The following is a 14,607-nucleotide window of genomic DNA, read 5'->3' as shown; positions in this document are numbered from 1 at the left end:
ACACCGGCGCCCCCGGGGTCACCACGGCGCCGTCCTGGGAGTCGTGCATGGTGTGGCAGTCGGCGCAGGGCCCCTGGACCGCGGCCCGGACCGCCACCGGAAAAAAGGTTTCAAAACAAAGAAAAAGGACGATAAAAAAGAAACACGGCCGATGCATCTTTTTTCCTCTCCCTCTGATGCAGAATTTGCCACATTTACCCCATTTTGTCAAATCAATGACCTGAAACTGCAGACTCCCCACCCCCCTTCTTCGAGGCCGGCGTCATCCCTCCTCCAGGGCCGCCAGCCCAAGGCACCGGCGGTAGTCGGCCGGGGTGTCGATGTCAAGGAAGATGCCGGGGTCCGTCACCGGGACCTCCCGGACCAGGGCGGCATGGCGGCGGAGGAGATCCCGCAGGGTGAGGCCGGGGGCCAGGGTCTCGAGCACCGCCCGTGGAAAGAGGGCGGGGTGGCCCCGGCGGCCCCGGTACCGGGGGAGAAGGATGGCCGAGGGGGCCGCCTGGAAGGCCGCGGCCAGGGCGGCCACCGTCTGGCGGCGGACCAGGGGGTGATCCGCCGGCAGGACGAGAAACCCGGCGGCGGCCGCGGCGGCGGCCCGGAACCCCGACCGCACCGAGCCCGCCATGTCCGGGGTCTCACCCGGAAGGCGCATCACCACCCGCGCCCCGCAGGCCTCGGCCTCGGCCTGCACCGCCGCGTCTGCCGGGGCCGCCACCACCAACCGCTCGGCCACCCCCGGGGCTGCCAGGGCGTCGAGGCAGTAGCCGAGGACGGTCCTATCCCCCAGGGGAAGGAGCAGTTTCGGCCGCCCCATCCGGCGCGAGGCACCCGCCGCCGGCACCAGGGCGCTGATCACGGGGGGCATGGGCCTCCCTCCGGCGCTGCACGAGCTGGGCCGCGATACTGACGGCGATCTCCCCCGGGGTCCGGGCCCCGATGTCGAGCCCGACGGGTGTGACGACCCGGGCGAGGTCTTCCGCCGAGAAGCCCTCCGCCCCGAGGACATCGAAGAGGGCCGCCCGCTTCCGCCGGCTGCCCAGGAGGCCGATGTAGCCGGCGGGGGTCCGGAGGGCGGCGCGCAGCGCCACGAGGTCCTGGTCGTGCCCGCGGGTGGCCACCAGGACGAAGGTCTCCGCGTCCACGGCAAGATCCTGGAAGGCCGCCTCGAAGGACCGGGCAAGGACCCGGCCGGCGCCGGGGAAGCGGGCGGGGTCGGCGTATTCCGGCCGGTCGTCCACCACGGTGACTTGGAAGCCGATGCCGGGGGCCAGGTCCGCCACGGCCCCGGCCACGTGGCCCGCGCCGAGGATGACGAGGTGGGGCGCCGGCCGCAGGGGCTCGACGAAGACCAGCACCCGGCCGCCGCAGGCCAGCCCTCCCTCCGGGGCCGTGAGCTCGTAGGGAACGGTCCTCGGTTCCCCCCCGGCGAGGACCTCCAGGGCCACGCGCCGCATCTCCGCCTCGAGGGGGCCGCCGCCGATGGTCCCCGTCGTCGTGCCGTCGGCCCGAACCAGCATCCGTGCCCCGGCCTTGCGGGGGGAGGAACCCAGGCACTGGACGATGGTACAGAGGACGCAGGGCTCGCCCCGGTCGCGCAACCGGACCGCCTCGGACAGGACGTCCACGCCGCAATGCACCCGAGGCTCCACGTTCACCGCCTCAGGAGAGGGAGAGGGCCCGGGCCACGTTGGCGGGCGACAAGGGCAGCCGGCGCAGCCGGACCCCCACCGCGTCGAAGACGGCGTTGGCCACGGCCGGGGCCACGGGCGGCACCCCCGGCTCCCCCACCCCGCCGGGCGCCTCGCCGCTTTCCACGAGGTGCACCTCCACCATCGGCGCCTCGCTCATCCGGAGGGGCTCGTAGTCGTCGAAGTTGGATGTGGCCACCCCGCCGCCGCCGAAATGGACCTCCTCCTTGAGGGCCGCCCCCAGCCCGAAGAGGACCGCCCCCTCCATCTGGGCCTTCACGGTGTCGGGGTGGACCACGCGCCCGCAATCCACGGCGCAGCACGCCCGGAGCACCCGGATCCGCCCCCGGGGCCGGTCCACCCGGACCTCCACGGCCAGGGCCACGTAGCTGCCGAAGGAAAAGTGCTGGGCGATGCCGCGCCCCTCGCCGGGCCGCAACCCCTTCCACCACTGGATGGCGGCGGCGGCCGTCTCCAGCACGCACCGGGCCCGACGGGAGCCGCCCAGGTGCGCCAGCCGGAAGGCCAGGGGATCCTGCCCGGCCGCCCGGGCCATCTCGTCCACGAAGGACTCCACGGCGAAGGCGTTGTGGGAGCTCCCCACCGACCGCCAGAAGCCCACCGGGACCGGGGTCTCCACCCGGACGTATTCCACCCGGACGTTGGGGACCTCGTAGGGCAGGTTGCGCAGCCCCTCCACCGCCGCGGGATCCACGCCCCCCTCGACCCGGTCGGGGAAGACCCGGGCGAAGATGGAGGGCACCGCCACCCGGTGATGCCAGGCGGCCATCCGCCCGTCGGGGCCCAGGGCGCCGGCCACGTCGCAGGCGCAGGCCGGGCGGTAGAAGTCGTGCCGGAAGTCGTCCTCCCGGCTCCAGAGGAGCTTCACCGGCCGGCCGCTCCCCTTGGCCAGGGCCACGGCCTCCTCCACCACGTCGGTCTCGAACCGCCGGCCGAAGCCGCCCCCGAGGTACGTGGTGTGGACGCGGACCTTCGCGAGGGGAAGCCCCGAGGCACGGGCGGCCGCCCGGCGCGCCCCGCTCTGGTTCTGGGTGGGCACCCAGACCTCACATCCGCCGGGCCCGACCCGGGCGGTGCAATTCATGGGCTCCATGGTGGCATGGGCGAGGTAGGGAACGAGGTAGCGGGCCCGCAGGGACCGCTCGGCCGCCGCCACGGCCCCGGGGGCGTCGCCGTCGTCCCGGGCCGTGACGCCGGGGCGCCCCAGGTGGGCGAGGAAGGCCCGCTCCAGGGCGGCGTCGTCCAGGCTTGGGTCGGCCGCACCCGCCCAGGACGGCGCAAGCGCCTCCACGCCCCGCCGGGCCGCCCACGGGGTATCGGCGCAGACCCCGATCCCGCGCCCCCCGGGAAGGACCTGGACGTGCCGGACCCCCGGCACCCGGCGGGCGGCCGCCTCGTCGAAGGCCCCGGGATGCGCGCCGAAGGCGGGAGGGCGGGCCACGGCCGCGTACACCATCCCGTCCACGAAGACGTCCATCCCGTAGACGGCGGTCCCAGCCACCTTGACCGGGAGGTCCAGCCGGTCCGGCTCGGTGCCGAGGAGCCTGAACTCCCCGTCGGGCTTGAGGGGGGGTGCGTCGGGAACGGGCAGCTCGGCCGCCGCGCGGCACAGCTCCCCGTACGTGGCGCGCCGCCCGCCCCCGGCCTCGGTCACCACCCCCGCCCGCGCCCGGCACCGGGCCACCGGGACGCCCCACTCCCGGGCCGCCGCCGCCCTGAGCATCTCCCGCGCCGCGGCGCCCGCCAGGCGGAGCGGCTCGTAGAGGTGCCGGATGGAAGTGCTGCCGCCGGTGGCCTGTGTCCCCCAGACGGGATCGTTGAAACGGTCGTCGGCGGGTGCGACCTCGAACCGGACCCGCGCCCAGTCGGCCTCCAGCTCCTCGGCCACGAGCATGGGGAGGGACGTGGTGACGCCCTGGCCCATCTCGGACTTGGCCACCACCACGGTCACCGCCTCGTCCGGGGTCACGCGGAGCCACACGCTGGGAGACAGGGCAGCCGGGACCTCTCCCCGCCTGAAGAGCCGGCAGCCGGCGGGCGTCGTCGCCGCCGCCAGCACCAGCCCGGCCGAGCCCTGGAGAAACCGGCGGCGCGTCAGCCCCCGCCTCATCTCTCCCCTCCCTTGGCCGCCGCCCGCCGGACGGCCCTGAGGATGCGGGGATAGGTCCCGCACCGGCAGAGGTTGCCATCCATGGCGGCCACGATCTCCGCCTCGCTGGGGTTCGGGTTGGCGGCCAGCAGGCCGGCGGCCTGCATCATCTGGCCCGGCTGGCAATAGCCGCACTGGGGGACCTGCTCCTCCATCCAGGCCGCCTTGACCGGGTGATCCGGCGCCAGCCCCTCGATGGTGACGATACGCCGGCCCGCGGCCTCGCCCGCCGAGACCTGGCACGACCGCTCGGGGCGGCCGTCGAGGTGGACCGTGCAGCAGCCGCAGAGTCCGATACCACAGCCGAACTTGGTGCCCGTCAACCGGAGATGTTCCCGGATGACCCAGAGCAGCGGTGTCTCGGGGTCCACGTCCACCCGGTGGACCCGACCGTTGACCTCCAGCTCCAGCATGGCGGCGTTCCTCCTCGGCCGGAAGGTTCGGCAACCCGGCCCGCCCACCAGCATAGACCAGCCCCTTGCCGTGTCAAGGCACACGGGCCGCCCCGGCCGGGAGAAATAGGTAAACAAATCCCCCGATTTCCCGATAATATGAAGAGGATTCCCGCCCCGGGAAGACCCGGGGCCTTGACCGCCCCGCACCCCGGGGCCGGGAGAGACGGGGGAGACCCTCGGAGCGTCCCTTGAGACCACCCTACCGAAAGCGAAACCGTACCGCCTTCCTCCTCGGCCTCCTGGTGGGGGTCCTCTGCTGGTACCTGGACCCCGGGCAGCTGGCCCGCCGGGCGGCGGCCTTGATCGCCGCGGGCGAAGCCGCAGGCGCGGCGGTTTCTCCTTCGGTCCTGGCCGTCGCCGCCGCGGGACTCCTCGCCGCGGTCGGCACGGCCTTCTTGCTGCGCCGCCGGGGGAGGTCGTCCCCGGCGGCCGGGCCCGCCGCTCCGCCGCCCCGGCCGGGGTCCAAGGAGGCCGGCACCCCGGGGGACCTCTGCGCGGCGCTCGTCCAGAACCTCCACGACTTCGTCTGCCTCCAGGACGGCGAAGGCCGATGGATCCAGGCCAACCGCGCCGCCCTGGCCGTCTTCGGGCTGGAAGGCGTGGAGTGGCGGGGAAAGACCTCCGCCGAGCTCTCCAAGGCCGCCGGGTGCCCCGTCCCGGTGTTCCTCACCTGCCACGACCTCCACGAGTCGGCCTGGGCGGCGGGCCGGCCGGTCCGCCAGGAACAGGTGGTCCCCCAATCCTCCGGCGGCCCCAAGGCCTTCGAGGTGACGAAGATCCCCCTCTTCCGCCCGGACGGGACCCGGCGGGGGCTGGTGGTCCACGGCCGTGACATCACGCGGCAGAAACTGGCCGAGCGCCTCCTGGCCTACGCCAACGAGCGGTTCCTGACCCTGGCGGAAAACCTGGACGCAGAGATCTACGTGGCGGACATGAAGACCTACGAGGTCCTCTTCGCCAACCGAAAGGTGAGAAACCGCCTGGGCGACATCACGGGCCAGACCTGCTGGAAGGTCTTCCAGAAGGGCCGGAGCGGGCCGTGCGACTTCTGTACCAACGACCGGCTCCTCACACCGGACGGAAAGCCGGCCGGGGTCGTGGCCTGGGAGTCCAACAAGGCCGTCACGGGCGCCTGGCACGAGTGCCGCGACTTCGCCATCCGCTGGACCGACGGGCGCCTGGTCCGCATCCAGGTGGCCGTGGACGTCACCGACCGCAAGGCCCTCGAGCGGGAGCGCCAGCAGCTCATCTTCCAACTCCAGCAAGCCCTGGCGGAGGCGAAGAGCCTCGCACAAGACCACAACCCCGATCCCTTCTGACACCCCGGGTTGCCCCCGCCCGCCACCCCGTGATACACAAGAAGCAGGTGGAGATCCCGTGGGCCCGGAGACCGCCCCGGCCGGCGCCCGCGCGGGGCGGGCCGGCATCCCCGGGTGCAAGGCGCAACGCCCCGCGGCATGAACCGTGCCCTGGAGCCGTGGCGGCGGGCGGCTCGAAAGCGATGCAGGGTCCGCAACCGCTGCGAGGCCGTCACCGATGATGCCCGTCTTGGAAATATGCACCCGGGAGGTGGTCACCGCGGCCCCGGACGACACCGTCTTTGCGGCCGCCCGGCTCATGCTGGAGCAGGGCGTCGGCAGCGTGGTGGTATTGGAAGACGCCCGGCCGGTGGGCATACTGACCGACCGGGACATCACGGTCCGGGTGGTGGCCGTGGGGCTCAACCCCGAAACCACCCGGATCCGGACCGTCATGAGCGGAAACCCCCGGACGGTCCTCGAGACCACCGGGGTCGAAGACACCTTGCGGCTCATGCAGGCCGCCGGCGTCCGGCGCATCCCGGTGGTGGACGCCTCGGGGGCCCTGGCCGGCATCGTCAGCCTCGGGGACTTCCTCGACCTCCTGGCCGGGACCCCGGAGGCCCCCCCGCCGCTCCTTCGGCGTCTGGCCCAGGCCGCGCGTCCGCCGGAATAGGCCCGCGCGGGAAGGAGGAACCATGCAGCGATACTGCACCGTCTGCGGCCGCCCCCTGGAACTGGTGGAGGCCGACCCGGTCGAGAAGATCGGCTGGTTCACCTGCCCGCTCTACACCGAGGACCGGGCCGAGGAGGCCCAGGGACATACCGCCCTGAGCGCGCCATTGGACGAGGGCGTCTCCGAGGAGCAGGTGGAGCGGGAGGACTAGGGGTCGCCCCCCGGCCGCCGGAACACCGCCAGCCAGCCCGCCACGGGCGCGCCGGCCTCGAGGCGAAGCGTGGCCGGCCGCTCCGCCTCGAGGCGGAGGCCGGCCTCCGCGCAGAGGACCTCGACCGCCGCCACCCGGTGCTGGTACCGGCCCGTGGGGCAGAGCCGGAATGGCGCCTCTGCCGCCCCCGGTTCGTCCGGCAGGGCCTCCACGGAGAAGGCCCAGAGCCCGCCGGGGGCCAGCGCCCGGTGCACCCGCCGGACCACCGGCCCGAGTTCCCCCACGTAGACGAGGACGTCGGCGCAGACCACCAGGTCGAAGGCGTCCCCGACATCCCCCCAGTCACCGAGGATGTCTCCCTCCACGAGCCGGTCGTAGGTCCCCTTCCGGGCGGCCTGGGCCAGCATGCCGGGGGAGAGGTCCATCCCGACCAGGAGATCGGCCAGGGGCCGGTAGCGCTCCGAGCCGAGCCCCGTCCCGCACCCGAGGTCGAGGATGCGGACCCCGGGGGCGACGAAGGGACGGACCAGTTCGAAGAGGACCTCGGGGGTGCGGTAGTCCAGCCGGTCCACGAGGAGGGCCTCGAAGCGGGCGGCACACCCATCGAAGACCCTCCGGACGTACTCCGCCGGGGCCGCCGGCGCCCGTTCCCCGTCCGCCGCCCCCAGGCTCCCGAGCAGGAAACGGGCGGAGGCGTCTCCCGGGCGGGCCGCCAGGACCGCCCGGTAATGCCGGGCCGCCTCCTCCAGCCGCCCGGCCCGCTGCAGGGAGAGCCCCAGGTTGAAGTGGGCGGCCACGTAGCCGGGGCGCCGTTCCAGGGCCGACCGGTAGGCGGCCGCCGCCTCCGCCGGCCGGTCCAGGTCGTCGAGGAGGACGCCCAGGAGGTTCCAGGCCTCGGCGAGATCCGGCGCGGCCTCCACGGCCCTCCGGGCCGCGGCCAGGGCCTCCTCCACCCGCCCCTGCCCCCGGAGGATGTCGGCCAGGTTGTGCCAGGCGGCCCCATAGCCCGGGTGCCGCCGGAGCAGGGCCTCGTACCGTGCCGCCGCCGCCTCGGGCCGGCCGCCCACCTGGTCCAGCCGGGCCAGGTTGTAGGCCGCCTGGGGGTGGTCCGGATCCAGGCGAAGCGCCGCCCCGAAGGCCGCCGCCGCCTCCGCCGGCCGGTCCAGGCCGAGGAACACCACCCCCAGGGCGTTCCAGGCCGGGGCGAAATCCGGGCGCCGGTCGAGGGCCCGGCGGAAGAGCTCGGCCGCCGCCGCGAGCCGCCCCTCCGCCTGGGCGCGGGAGGCGCGGGCGAGGAGTTCCTCGATGGCGTCGCGAGAATCGCCGATGACGGCGTTGCTTCCCGTCGCGTCGCCACCGAGGCGTACTTCAAGTACGCCTCGGTCCTCGCGATGGTCGCGCCTTGTCCTTGGCGATTCTCGCTTAGCCATCCATGCCGATGCCGGAACTTTATTGCCGGGCCATCCGTTCAGGTGACGGGGAAAAGCACAAAGGCCGATCACGGGGCCCGGCGATTTCTTGGCCACCCACCCAGGAGAACCTCACGGCCCATCGCTGTCCCCCGCCCTCTGTGACGCCGCGAGCGTCGATGGTAGGGCTGGAAAGAGCGCAACGAACTGCCCGAGCCCCTCGAAGCGGGACGAGTTTTCGGCGCGGCGGTCCTAGAACTCCAGGCCCACCTCCACGAAGGGACCGGCGAACTCGAGGTCCACCACCACGTCGTTCTCGTCCACGTCGAGGTTCTCGTAGCGGTACCCCCCGGCCACGAAGAAGAGCGGAACGGGGCTCAGCTTCACACGGCCGATGAGGTCGTAGTAGGAATCCCCGTTGTAGGTGATGCCCCGCCCCTCCGCCTCGATGCTCAAGGAATCGAAGGGCTTGAACTGCACCCCGGCATAGACCATGGGCAGGGCCAGGGTGTAGCTCTCGGCCTCCCGGAGCCCGGTGGTGGGCTGCTTGACCTCGATGCTGAAGTCGATGATGCGGGCGTTCAGGCCGAGCTCCGCCCGGAGGACGTCGTTGGTGAGGGTCCCGAGGAAGGGGACGTCGAAGAGGAGTGCCACGTCGTAGTGGTCCAGCTGGGTCTCGGAATCCACCGGGACGTTGGCGGTGAAGACCCGGTTGCCGAACTTGAAGTTCACGGCCTTGGCCCCCGTGCCGTCGAACTTCATGGGGGTCGCCATGCCGTAGAGCTTGAGGAGCATGAGGTCGGCCTTGAGCCGCGCGAAGGGCTTGCTCTCGGAGTCGTAGCCGAGATCACGCTCGATGTCCAGGGTGTCCAGGGCGGACAGCGGCGCATACTCCGCCGTCCCGGAGGGATCCTGGACCCAGTAGCCCACCGCCCCCTCGAGCCCCAGGGCCAGGGCCCGGTGAGCCGGGAGGAGCAGCACCGCCGCCGCCAGGGCGGCCATCCACAGGCGAGACTTGACCGAAATGTTCATGGAGACCTCCTTATCCATCCTCTCTGCTGGGTTTTCTGCCGGGGCCGGGCCGGTTGCCTTCCTCATCGGCACCTTCGCCCGGCCCCGTGAAAGGCCGGCACCGTCAGGCCCCGGCGGCGGCCTTTCGATCCTCCACGTAGTGCGCCGCCGCCAGGGCCGCCACGCAGCCGTCGGCGGCGGCGGTCACGATCTGCCGGGCGGACTTCTCCCGCAGGTCCCCCACGGCGTAGATCCCCGGGATGCTGGTGGCGCACCGTTCATCGGTGACCACGTACCCCCCGGCGTTCATCTTCACCCCGGCGGGGACGAGGGCGTTGTTCGGCTGGAAACCGATGAAGACGAAGACCCCGTCGGTGGCCAGCTCCCGCCGCTCCCCCGTCTGCGTGTCCTGGAGGTCCACGGCGTTCACGCCGGATGCGTCGGCCTTGACGGCGGTGAGGACCGTGTTCCAGAGGACCTCGATCTTGGGCTCCGCGAAGACCCGCTGCTGGAGGATGCGACTCGCCCGGAGGGCGTCGCGGCGGTGGGCGAGATAGACCTTCCGGGCGATCTTGGCGAGGTAGAGGGCCTCCTCGGCGGCGCTGTCCCCGCCGCCCACCACCACCACCGTCCGGTCCCGGAAGAAGAACCCGTCGCAGGTGGCGCAGTAGGAGACCCCCTTCCCGTAGTACTCGGCCTCGCCGGGGATGCCGAGCTTCCGGGGGCTGCCCCCCGTTGCCAGGATCACCGCGTGAGCCCGGAGGACCTCCCCGTCGTCCAGGTGCACCTCGTGGTGATCGAGCCCGGGCGCCACGGCGGTGACCTCCCGGTTCAGGGGCTCGAGGCCGTAGGCGGCGGCGTGCCGGGCGAAGGCCGCAGCCAGCTCCGCCCCGGGGATCCGCTCGATGCCGGGCCAGTTTTCCACCACGTCGGTGTTGTTGACCTGCCCCCCGGCCAGCCCCCGCTCCACCAGGACGGTCTCAAGGGCGGCCCGCATGGCGTAGATACCGGCGGTGAGCCCGCCCGGGCCGCCGCCGACGATGACGAGATCGTGGACCTTCTCTGCGTTCATGCCTGCCTCCGCGGCCACGAGAAATGGCGCTCCGCAGCCCATCATAACCGGTCGGCCCGGCCAGGCAAGGGCGTCACGGCGGCGGCGCATCCCCGCCGAGGCGGCGGAGCATGCCGGCGAGCCCCAGGGCGAGCCGGGCCATGGAGCGGGCGTCGAGCCGCTCCGGCGTATCGGTGGCCCGGTGGTAGTGGGGATCCCGGTAGAAGGCGGTGTCCGTGACCATCACCGCCGGGATCCCCGCCGCCTGGAAGGAGGCGTGGTCCGACCAGTCCACGCCGGGCACCCAGGCCGGGGCCAGGAGGACCTCGGAGGGCAGCCGCGCCGCCGCCCGGAAGGCGGCCACGGCCCGCCGGAGGAGGCGCCGCGCCCCCGGCATGGCCACGAAGGCGACGAAGTCCGCCCGGTCGGGGTAGAAGTACCCCAGCGGGAAGGGGTAGCGCTGCCGGCCGGGCTCCGAGGAATAGCAGCCCACGGTCTCGAGGGCCAACATGCCCACCATCCGGTCGCCGCGCTCCATGGCGCGGCGGACGTGGACCCGGCTCCCCATGGCCTCGGTCCGGAACCAGGGGGGCTCCTCGTTCACGAAGGCCACGAAGCGGGGGGCGGGGTCGAGGCGGCGGCCGGCCAGCAGCCGGGCCGTCTCGATGAGCACGGCCACCCCGGAGGCGTTGTCGTTGGCCCCGGGGGATCCGGGCACGGTGTCGTAGTGGGCCCCGACCACGATCCAGCCCTCCCCGGGGGGCGGCCCGGGCGGCTCGGCCACGATGTTGGCCACCCGGCGGCCCGCCGCCACGAAGACCTCCCGGCGGACCTGGAGGCCCTCCCGGGCCAGGGCGGTCTCGATGGCCCGGGCCGCGGCCTCGAGGGCCTCCGGCCGGCCCAGGTGGCGCTCGCCGATCCCCGAGGCGAGGGCCGCCACGTGGGCGCGGATGCGCTCGGCCGCGGCCGCCTCCCGGGGCGAGGCCGCCGGCGGGACCTCCGGCCGTGCCCGGCCGGGCATGCGGGTGCACCAGCGAAGAACCATGACGGACACCGCCGCGAGCACCACGAGCCGGAAGGCGAGCCAGGCCCACCCGGCCCGGCCAGCGGGGAAGAACCGGACCCTCATGCCCCGGTTCGGCCGGCCGGGCTAGTCCGCATCGTCTCCGCAATACTGCGGGTAGAGCCGCGCCAGGCATTCCGGGCAGAGCCCGTGGCTGAACTGCGCCTCCGAGTGCTCCGTGACGTACTCCTCGATCTGGCGCCAGTAGCCCTTGTCGTCGCGCACCTTCTTGCAGGCGGAACAGATGGGGAGAAAACCGCTCAGGGTCCGCACCTCTTCGAGGGCCGCCTGGAGCTCGGCCGTGCGCTGGCGGACCCGGGCCTCCAGCTCCCGCCGGTGCCCCTCGAGGCGGCCGCAGATCTCCCGGACCCGGCCGAAGTAGAGGCTGATGGCGAAGATCACGGCGAAGGTCAGGGTGTTGAAGGCCCCGGTCACCGGGAGGAGCGTCCCGCCGAGGAACCAGTGGGGGCCGTGCCACCAGGCCACGTCCTGCACCAGGTGCGCCAGGGCCCGGGAAACGGCGAAGCAGCAGAAGGCGATGGCGAGGTAGTAGGCGTACTGGCGGAAGGGATCCTCCGGGTCGCCCCGGGCCCAGCCCCGGGCCCTCCATGTGCACGCGGCGGCCAGGGCCAGGGCCCCCAGCGACCCCGCCACGTCCACCACCACCACTGGGAACCAGGGAACGGTCACGGCGCCCGCCTCCACTTCCGCAACGCCGCCAGGAAGAAGCCGAAGGCGGGGAGCAGCACCAGGTGGTCGAAGCGGCTCGCGTAGAAGAGCCAGCCGGCGCCCCCCCGGGCCTCGAAGGCGACGTGGCGCCCCCCTTCCAGAATGAAACGCCCGGCGGGGATGCCGGGCCGGATCCAGTGACCGGCCAGCACCAGGAGGTTCCAGGCGAGCAGCCACCAGAGGAAGGCCCGGAACTCCCGCCAGCCGGGATCGGCGCTCCGGAACACCGCCATGCGGAAGAGGATGTAGGCCGCCCCCGCCATGAGGAGGAGATGCCCGATCTCGTGGGCCATGAGCCCCTCGCCGCCCCCGTGGTCCTGGACCGCCCAGGCCGGAGGCGCGGACAAGGCGAAGGCGGCGGAAGAGAAAAGACCGGCCAGGGCCGCCGGTCCGGGCAACCGCCGAGTCCCGGGACAGATCCTGCGCGCCATGCCGAACCCGCCTTTCGGGTGGCCGCAACATCGAAGGCGCCGCCGGGATGGGAAGGACGACTTCGTCCGGTCACCCTGCTTCCATCATACGGGCCGCCACGCGGGAAGGAAAGCCTTTTCCCCTGGATGCTCGGATATACGGCCTCTACCCCGGGCCGGGCTGGGCGGACGCCCCGCCCCGCTCCCCCAGGAGCCGGTCGAGCACCACGGCGGCGGCGCAGCGGACGGAGAGGTGGTTGTAGGCCCCGGCACCCGTCACCGGGGCGAGGACGCCGTCGGCGGCCTCGATCACCGCCGGGGCGAGCCCCGAGGCGGTGCCGAAGAGGAGGAGGAGCGGGCGCCCGGGCCCGGCGGCCAGGCGGCGGGCCTCTTCCCAGGAGAGCGCGCCGGGCAGACGGCGGGCCGAGGTGGCCAAAAGCCGCGGCGCCACGCCAGCCTCGGCGGTCACCTCGGCGACCGCGGCGGCAAGGTCCGGAAGGGTCCGGACGAGCGCCAGGGCCCGCCGCCGGTCGGGGTTGTGCCGCCCGCCCGCCGCCCGGGTCCAGTGACCCACGAGTTCCCGGACGAGGGCCCGCTGGCCGGCGCTCGGAGTCACAACGAAGTAACGGCCCACCCCGTAGGTGGCGCAGGCCCGGGCGATGTCGTGGAGGTCGAGGTTGGTGACCGCCGAGACGATCTCCTCCCCCCGCCGGTTCAGGACGGGGGCATGGAGCAGGGCGAGGTCCACCCGGCGGGCCGGGCCGCTCATTCCGTCCCGTTCCAGCCCAGGCGCCGCAGGAAGGCCCGGTCCGCCGCGTCCAGGTCCGCCTTCGCGAGGAGGTCCGGCCGGCGTTCCAGGGTGAGACGGAGGGCGCATTCCCGCCGCCACCGGCGGATCCGCTCGTGGTCGCCGGAAAGCAGCACCTCCGGCACCCGCCACCCCCGGAAATCCGCCGGCCGGGTGTACTGGGGATACTCCAGAAGCCCGTCGGAGAAGGAGTCCCGCCGGGCCGAGGCGGCACACCCGAGGACGCCGGGGAGGAGCCGGCTCACCGCCTCCACCACCGCGAGGGCCGCCGTCTCGCCCCCGGCGAGGACGTAGTCCCCCACCGAGACCTCGAGGTCGGCGGCGTGCCGGTGGACGCGCTCGTCCACCCCCTCGTACCGCCCGCAGACCAGCACGATCCGTTCCCATCGTGCCATCTCTTCCACGAGGGGCTGATCCAGAAGTCGCCCCCGGGGCGTGAAGAGCACCACCCGAGGCGGCGGCGGTTCGGCCCGGAGGGCCTCGATGGCCCGGAACAAGGGCCCGGGCTTCATCACCATGCCCTCGCCCCCGCCGTAGGGGCGGTCGTCCGTGGTGCGGTGCCGGTCGTCGGTGAATCCGCGCAGGTCCACCACCCGAACGTCGAGGTGCCCGGCGGCCAAGGCCTTGCCGAGCAGGCTCTCCCTGAGCGGGGAGTCGAAGAAGCCGGGAAAGATGGTCAGGATGTCAAACCGCATCGGTCTCGACCAGCCCCGGGGGCGGGTCCACCAGGATCCGCCTCCCCTCGAGGTCCACCTCCGTCACCACCTCCGGCACGGCGGGGATGAGGACCTCGCCCTGCGGGCCGTCGACCACGTAGACGTCGTGGGCCCCGGTGTCGAGAAACCGCCGGAGCACCCCGAGATACCGGCCCCGGGTGGTCCAGACCCGGAGCCCCTCCAGCTGGAACCAGTAGTACTCCCCGGGCCCGAGGGGGGGCATGGCCTCCCGGAGCTGGTGGACCTCCCGCCCCACCAGGGCCTCCGCCCGGTCCCGGTCCGCCACCCCCTCCAGGGAGACGATCACCAGGCGGCCCCGGGGACGGGCGGCCCGCACCCGGAAGGTTTCGGTCCCGCGCGAGTCGCCGAGGACGAGGGCGTCGGCGCCGAGGATCCCGAGCCCCTCGGCGTCGTGAGGATGGATGCGGATCTCGCCGCGGATGCCGTGGGCCTTGACGACCCGGCCCACGGGCACGAGGTCGGCGGATGTGGCCCCCGGGCGTTTACTCAAGGATTTCGAGGACGGCCCTCTTGCGAAGCTTCGTGGAGGCGGCGCTCAGGATGGTCCGCATGGCCCGGGCGGTCCGTCCCTGCCGGCCGATGACCTTCCCGAGGTCTTCCTTGGCCACCCGGAGCTCGATCACGGAGGTCTGTTCGCCCTCCACCTCGTGGACCTCCACCGAGTCCGGGTCGTCCACCAGCGCCTTGGCCATGTACTCGACGAGTTCCTTCATGATGGCCCTCGTAACCTCCGAGTGGATGCCTAAGCCAAAATCGCCGGATGCAAGGCGCGAGGATGCTCCCGGGCACGCCGCAACGACGAGAGCATCCGGGGCAACGCAATCAAGTGTCGCCGCTTGGCGATTTTTGCGACGCCATCCTTCATGCGCACCTCCGCTGGGTCGGCCGGGG

Annotated in this window: 17 protein-coding genes; 3 read left to right on the top strand and 14 right to left on the bottom strand. The window is 73.1% G+C overall.

The window, feature by feature from the left end; all coding sequences use genetic code 11:
- Positions 1 to 262: 262 nt before the first annotated feature.
- Genes HCU62_RS10125 through HCU62_RS10110 form a run of 4 tightly spaced genes read right to left on the bottom strand, consistent with a single transcriptional unit; the run spans position 263 to position 4,271 of the window.
- Complete coding sequence (locus HCU62_RS10125; RefSeq protein ID WP_163299429.1) at positions 263 to 865, bottom strand: nucleotidyltransferase family protein; 603 nt, start codon at positions 863 to 865, stop codon at positions 263 to 265.
- Positions 777 to 1,655: an XdhC family protein gene (locus HCU62_RS10120; RefSeq protein ID WP_343066733.1), complete on the bottom strand. Its 879-nt coding sequence runs from the start codon at positions 1,653 to 1,655 to the stop codon at positions 777 to 779. Before HCU62_RS10120 ends, HCU62_RS10125 begins: the two co-directional genes overlap by 89 nt.
- Positions 1,656 to 1,659: 4 nt before the next feature.
- Positions 1,660 to 3,819 carry a xanthine dehydrogenase family protein molybdopterin-binding subunit gene (locus HCU62_RS10115; RefSeq protein WP_163299430.1) on the bottom strand — a complete coding sequence of 720 codons (2,160 nt, stop codon included), beginning with the start codon at positions 3,817 to 3,819 and terminating at the stop codon, positions 1,660 to 1,662.
- Positions 3,816 to 4,271 carry a (2Fe-2S)-binding protein gene (locus HCU62_RS10110; protein ID WP_163299431.1) on the bottom strand — a complete coding sequence of 152 codons (456 nt, stop codon included), beginning with the start codon at positions 4,269 to 4,271 and terminating at the stop codon, positions 3,816 to 3,818. The genes HCU62_RS10115 and HCU62_RS10110 overlap by 4 nt, the downstream gene beginning before the upstream one ends.
- A gap of 230 nt (positions 4,272 to 4,501) precedes the next feature.
- Between HCU62_RS10110 and HCU62_RS10105 the strand changes: the two genes are divergently transcribed.
- The 3 genes from HCU62_RS10105 to HCU62_RS10095 all read left to right on the top strand — a co-directional run bounded on the left by HCU62_RS10105 (position 4,502) and on the right by HCU62_RS10095 (position 6,498).
- On the top strand, positions 4,502 to 5,632 hold the full coding sequence (locus HCU62_RS10105; RefSeq protein ID WP_163299432.1) for a PAS domain-containing protein: 1,131 nt from the start codon (positions 4,502 to 4,504) through the stop codon (positions 5,630 to 5,632).
- A gap of 217 nt (positions 5,633 to 5,849) precedes the next feature.
- A complete protein-coding gene (locus HCU62_RS10100) occupies positions 5,850 to 6,287 on the top strand; it encodes a CBS domain-containing protein (RefSeq protein WP_246325442.1) in 438 nt (145 codons plus the stop codon).
- A 22-nt stretch (positions 6,288 to 6,309) separates the two neighbouring features.
- Positions 6,310 to 6,498, top strand: coding sequence for a hypothetical protein (locus HCU62_RS10095; RefSeq protein WP_163297600.1), 189 nt, complete (start codon positions 6,310 to 6,312; stop codon positions 6,496 to 6,498).
- On the opposite strand, the gene HCU62_RS12720 is transcribed toward HCU62_RS10095, so the two are convergent.
- From HCU62_RS12720 to HCU62_RS10045, 10 genes are all read right to left on the bottom strand, one after another.
- The gene (locus tag HCU62_RS12720) at positions 6,495 to 7,928 is read right to left on the bottom strand and encodes a tetratricopeptide repeat protein (protein WP_163297601.1); all 1,434 of its coding nucleotides are present in this window, start codon (positions 7,926 to 7,928) and stop codon (positions 6,495 to 6,497) included. The genes HCU62_RS10095 and HCU62_RS12720 overlap by 4 nt on opposite strands.
- 231 nt (positions 7,929 to 8,159) lie before the next feature.
- A complete protein-coding gene (locus HCU62_RS10085) occupies positions 8,160 to 8,939 on the bottom strand; it encodes a TIGR04219 family outer membrane beta-barrel protein (RefSeq protein ID WP_163297602.1) in 780 nt (259 codons plus the stop codon).
- Positions 8,940 to 9,042: 103 nt separating this feature from the next.
- Positions 9,043 to 9,990: a thioredoxin-disulfide reductase gene (gene trxB / locus HCU62_RS10080; RefSeq protein ID WP_163297603.1), complete on the bottom strand. Its 948-nt coding sequence runs from the start codon at positions 9,988 to 9,990 to the stop codon at positions 9,043 to 9,045.
- Positions 9,991 to 10,063: 73 nt separating this feature from the next.
- Complete coding sequence (locus HCU62_RS12715) at positions 10,064 to 11,098, bottom strand: M28 family peptidase (protein WP_163297604.1); 1,035 nt, start codon at positions 11,096 to 11,098, stop codon at positions 10,064 to 10,066.
- A gap of 21 nt (positions 11,099 to 11,119) precedes the next feature.
- Positions 11,120 to 11,722, bottom strand: a complete 603-nt coding sequence (locus tag HCU62_RS10070) for a hypothetical protein (protein WP_163297605.1) — start codon at positions 11,720 to 11,722, stop codon at positions 11,120 to 11,122.
- Entirely contained in the window at positions 11,719 to 12,108 is a 390-nt protein-coding gene (locus HCU62_RS10065; protein WP_169755599.1) for a hypothetical protein, read from the bottom strand. Before HCU62_RS10065 ends, HCU62_RS10070 begins: the two co-directional genes overlap by 4 nt.
- Before the next feature lie 229 nt (positions 12,109 to 12,337).
- The gene (locus tag HCU62_RS10060) at positions 12,338 to 12,940 is read right to left on the bottom strand and encodes an RNA methyltransferase (RefSeq protein ID WP_163297607.1); all 603 of its coding nucleotides are present in this window, start codon (positions 12,938 to 12,940) and stop codon (positions 12,338 to 12,340) included.
- Positions 12,937 to 13,674: a tRNA (guanosine(37)-N1)-methyltransferase TrmD gene (trmD, locus tag HCU62_RS10055; protein ID WP_163297608.1), complete on the bottom strand. Its 738-nt coding sequence runs from the start codon at positions 13,672 to 13,674 to the stop codon at positions 12,937 to 12,939. Before trmD ends, HCU62_RS10060 begins: the two co-directional genes overlap by 4 nt.
- Positions 13,664 to 14,206, bottom strand: a complete 543-nt coding sequence (rimM, locus tag HCU62_RS10050; protein WP_163297609.1) for a ribosome maturation factor RimM — start codon at positions 14,204 to 14,206, stop codon at positions 13,664 to 13,666. Before rimM ends, trmD begins: the two co-directional genes overlap by 11 nt.
- Entirely contained in the window at positions 14,199 to 14,432 is a 234-nt protein-coding gene (locus HCU62_RS10045) for a KH domain-containing protein (RefSeq protein ID WP_163297638.1), read from the bottom strand. Before HCU62_RS10045 ends, rimM begins: the two co-directional genes overlap by 8 nt.
- Between the last annotated feature and the right edge of the window lie 175 nt (positions 14,433 to 14,607).

Origin of the sequence: Dissulfurirhabdus thermomarina, from assembly GCF_012979235.1 — a bacterium.
Lineage (GTDB): Bacteria > Desulfobacterota > Dissulfuribacteria > Dissulfuribacterales > Dissulfurirhabdaceae > Dissulfurirhabdus > Dissulfurirhabdus thermomarina.
Note: the sequence above shows the minus strand (reverse complement) of the source record. Positions and strands in the feature narration are given on the sequence as shown.

What these genes read in the sequence shown, in the direction of transcription:
- HCU62_RS10125 (WP_163299429.1), bottom strand. Translation starts at nt 865, where the DNA reads ATGCCCCCCGTGATCAGCGCCCTGGTGCCGGCGGCGGGTGCCTCGCGC.
- HCU62_RS10115 (WP_163299430.1), bottom strand. Translation starts at nt 3,819, where the DNA reads ATGAGGCGGGGGCTGACGCGCCGCCGGTTTCTCCAGGGCTCGGCCGGG.
- HCU62_RS10110 (WP_163299431.1), bottom strand. Translation starts at nt 4,271, where the DNA reads ATGCTGGAGCTGGAGGTCAACGGTCGGGTCCACCGGGTGGACGTGGAC.
- HCU62_RS10100 (WP_246325442.1), top strand. Translation starts at nt 5,850, where the DNA reads ATGATGCCCGTCTTGGAAATATGCACCCGGGAGGTGGTCACCGCGGCC.
- HCU62_RS10095 (WP_163297600.1), top strand. Translation starts at nt 6,310, where the DNA reads ATGCAGCGATACTGCACCGTCTGCGGCCGCCCCCTGGAACTGGTGGAG.
- HCU62_RS12720 (WP_163297601.1), bottom strand. Translation starts at nt 7,928, where the DNA reads ATGGCTAAGCGAGAATCGCCAAGGACAAGGCGCGACCATCGCGAGGAC.
- HCU62_RS10085 (WP_163297602.1), bottom strand. Translation starts at nt 8,939, where the DNA reads ATGAACATTTCGGTCAAGTCTCGCCTGTGGATGGCCGCCCTGGCGGCG.
- trxB (WP_163297603.1), bottom strand. Translation starts at nt 9,990, where the DNA reads ATGAACGCAGAGAAGGTCCACGATCTCGTCATCGTCGGCGGCGGCCCG.
- HCU62_RS12715 (WP_163297604.1), bottom strand. Translation starts at nt 11,098, where the DNA reads ATGAGGGTCCGGTTCTTCCCCGCTGGCCGGGCCGGGTGGGCCTGGCTC.
- HCU62_RS10060 (WP_163297607.1), bottom strand. Translation starts at nt 12,940, where the DNA reads ATGAGCGGCCCGGCCCGCCGGGTGGACCTCGCCCTGCTCCATGCCCCC.
- trmD (WP_163297608.1), bottom strand. Translation starts at nt 13,674, where the DNA reads ATGCGGTTTGACATCCTGACCATCTTTCCCGGCTTCTTCGACTCCCCG.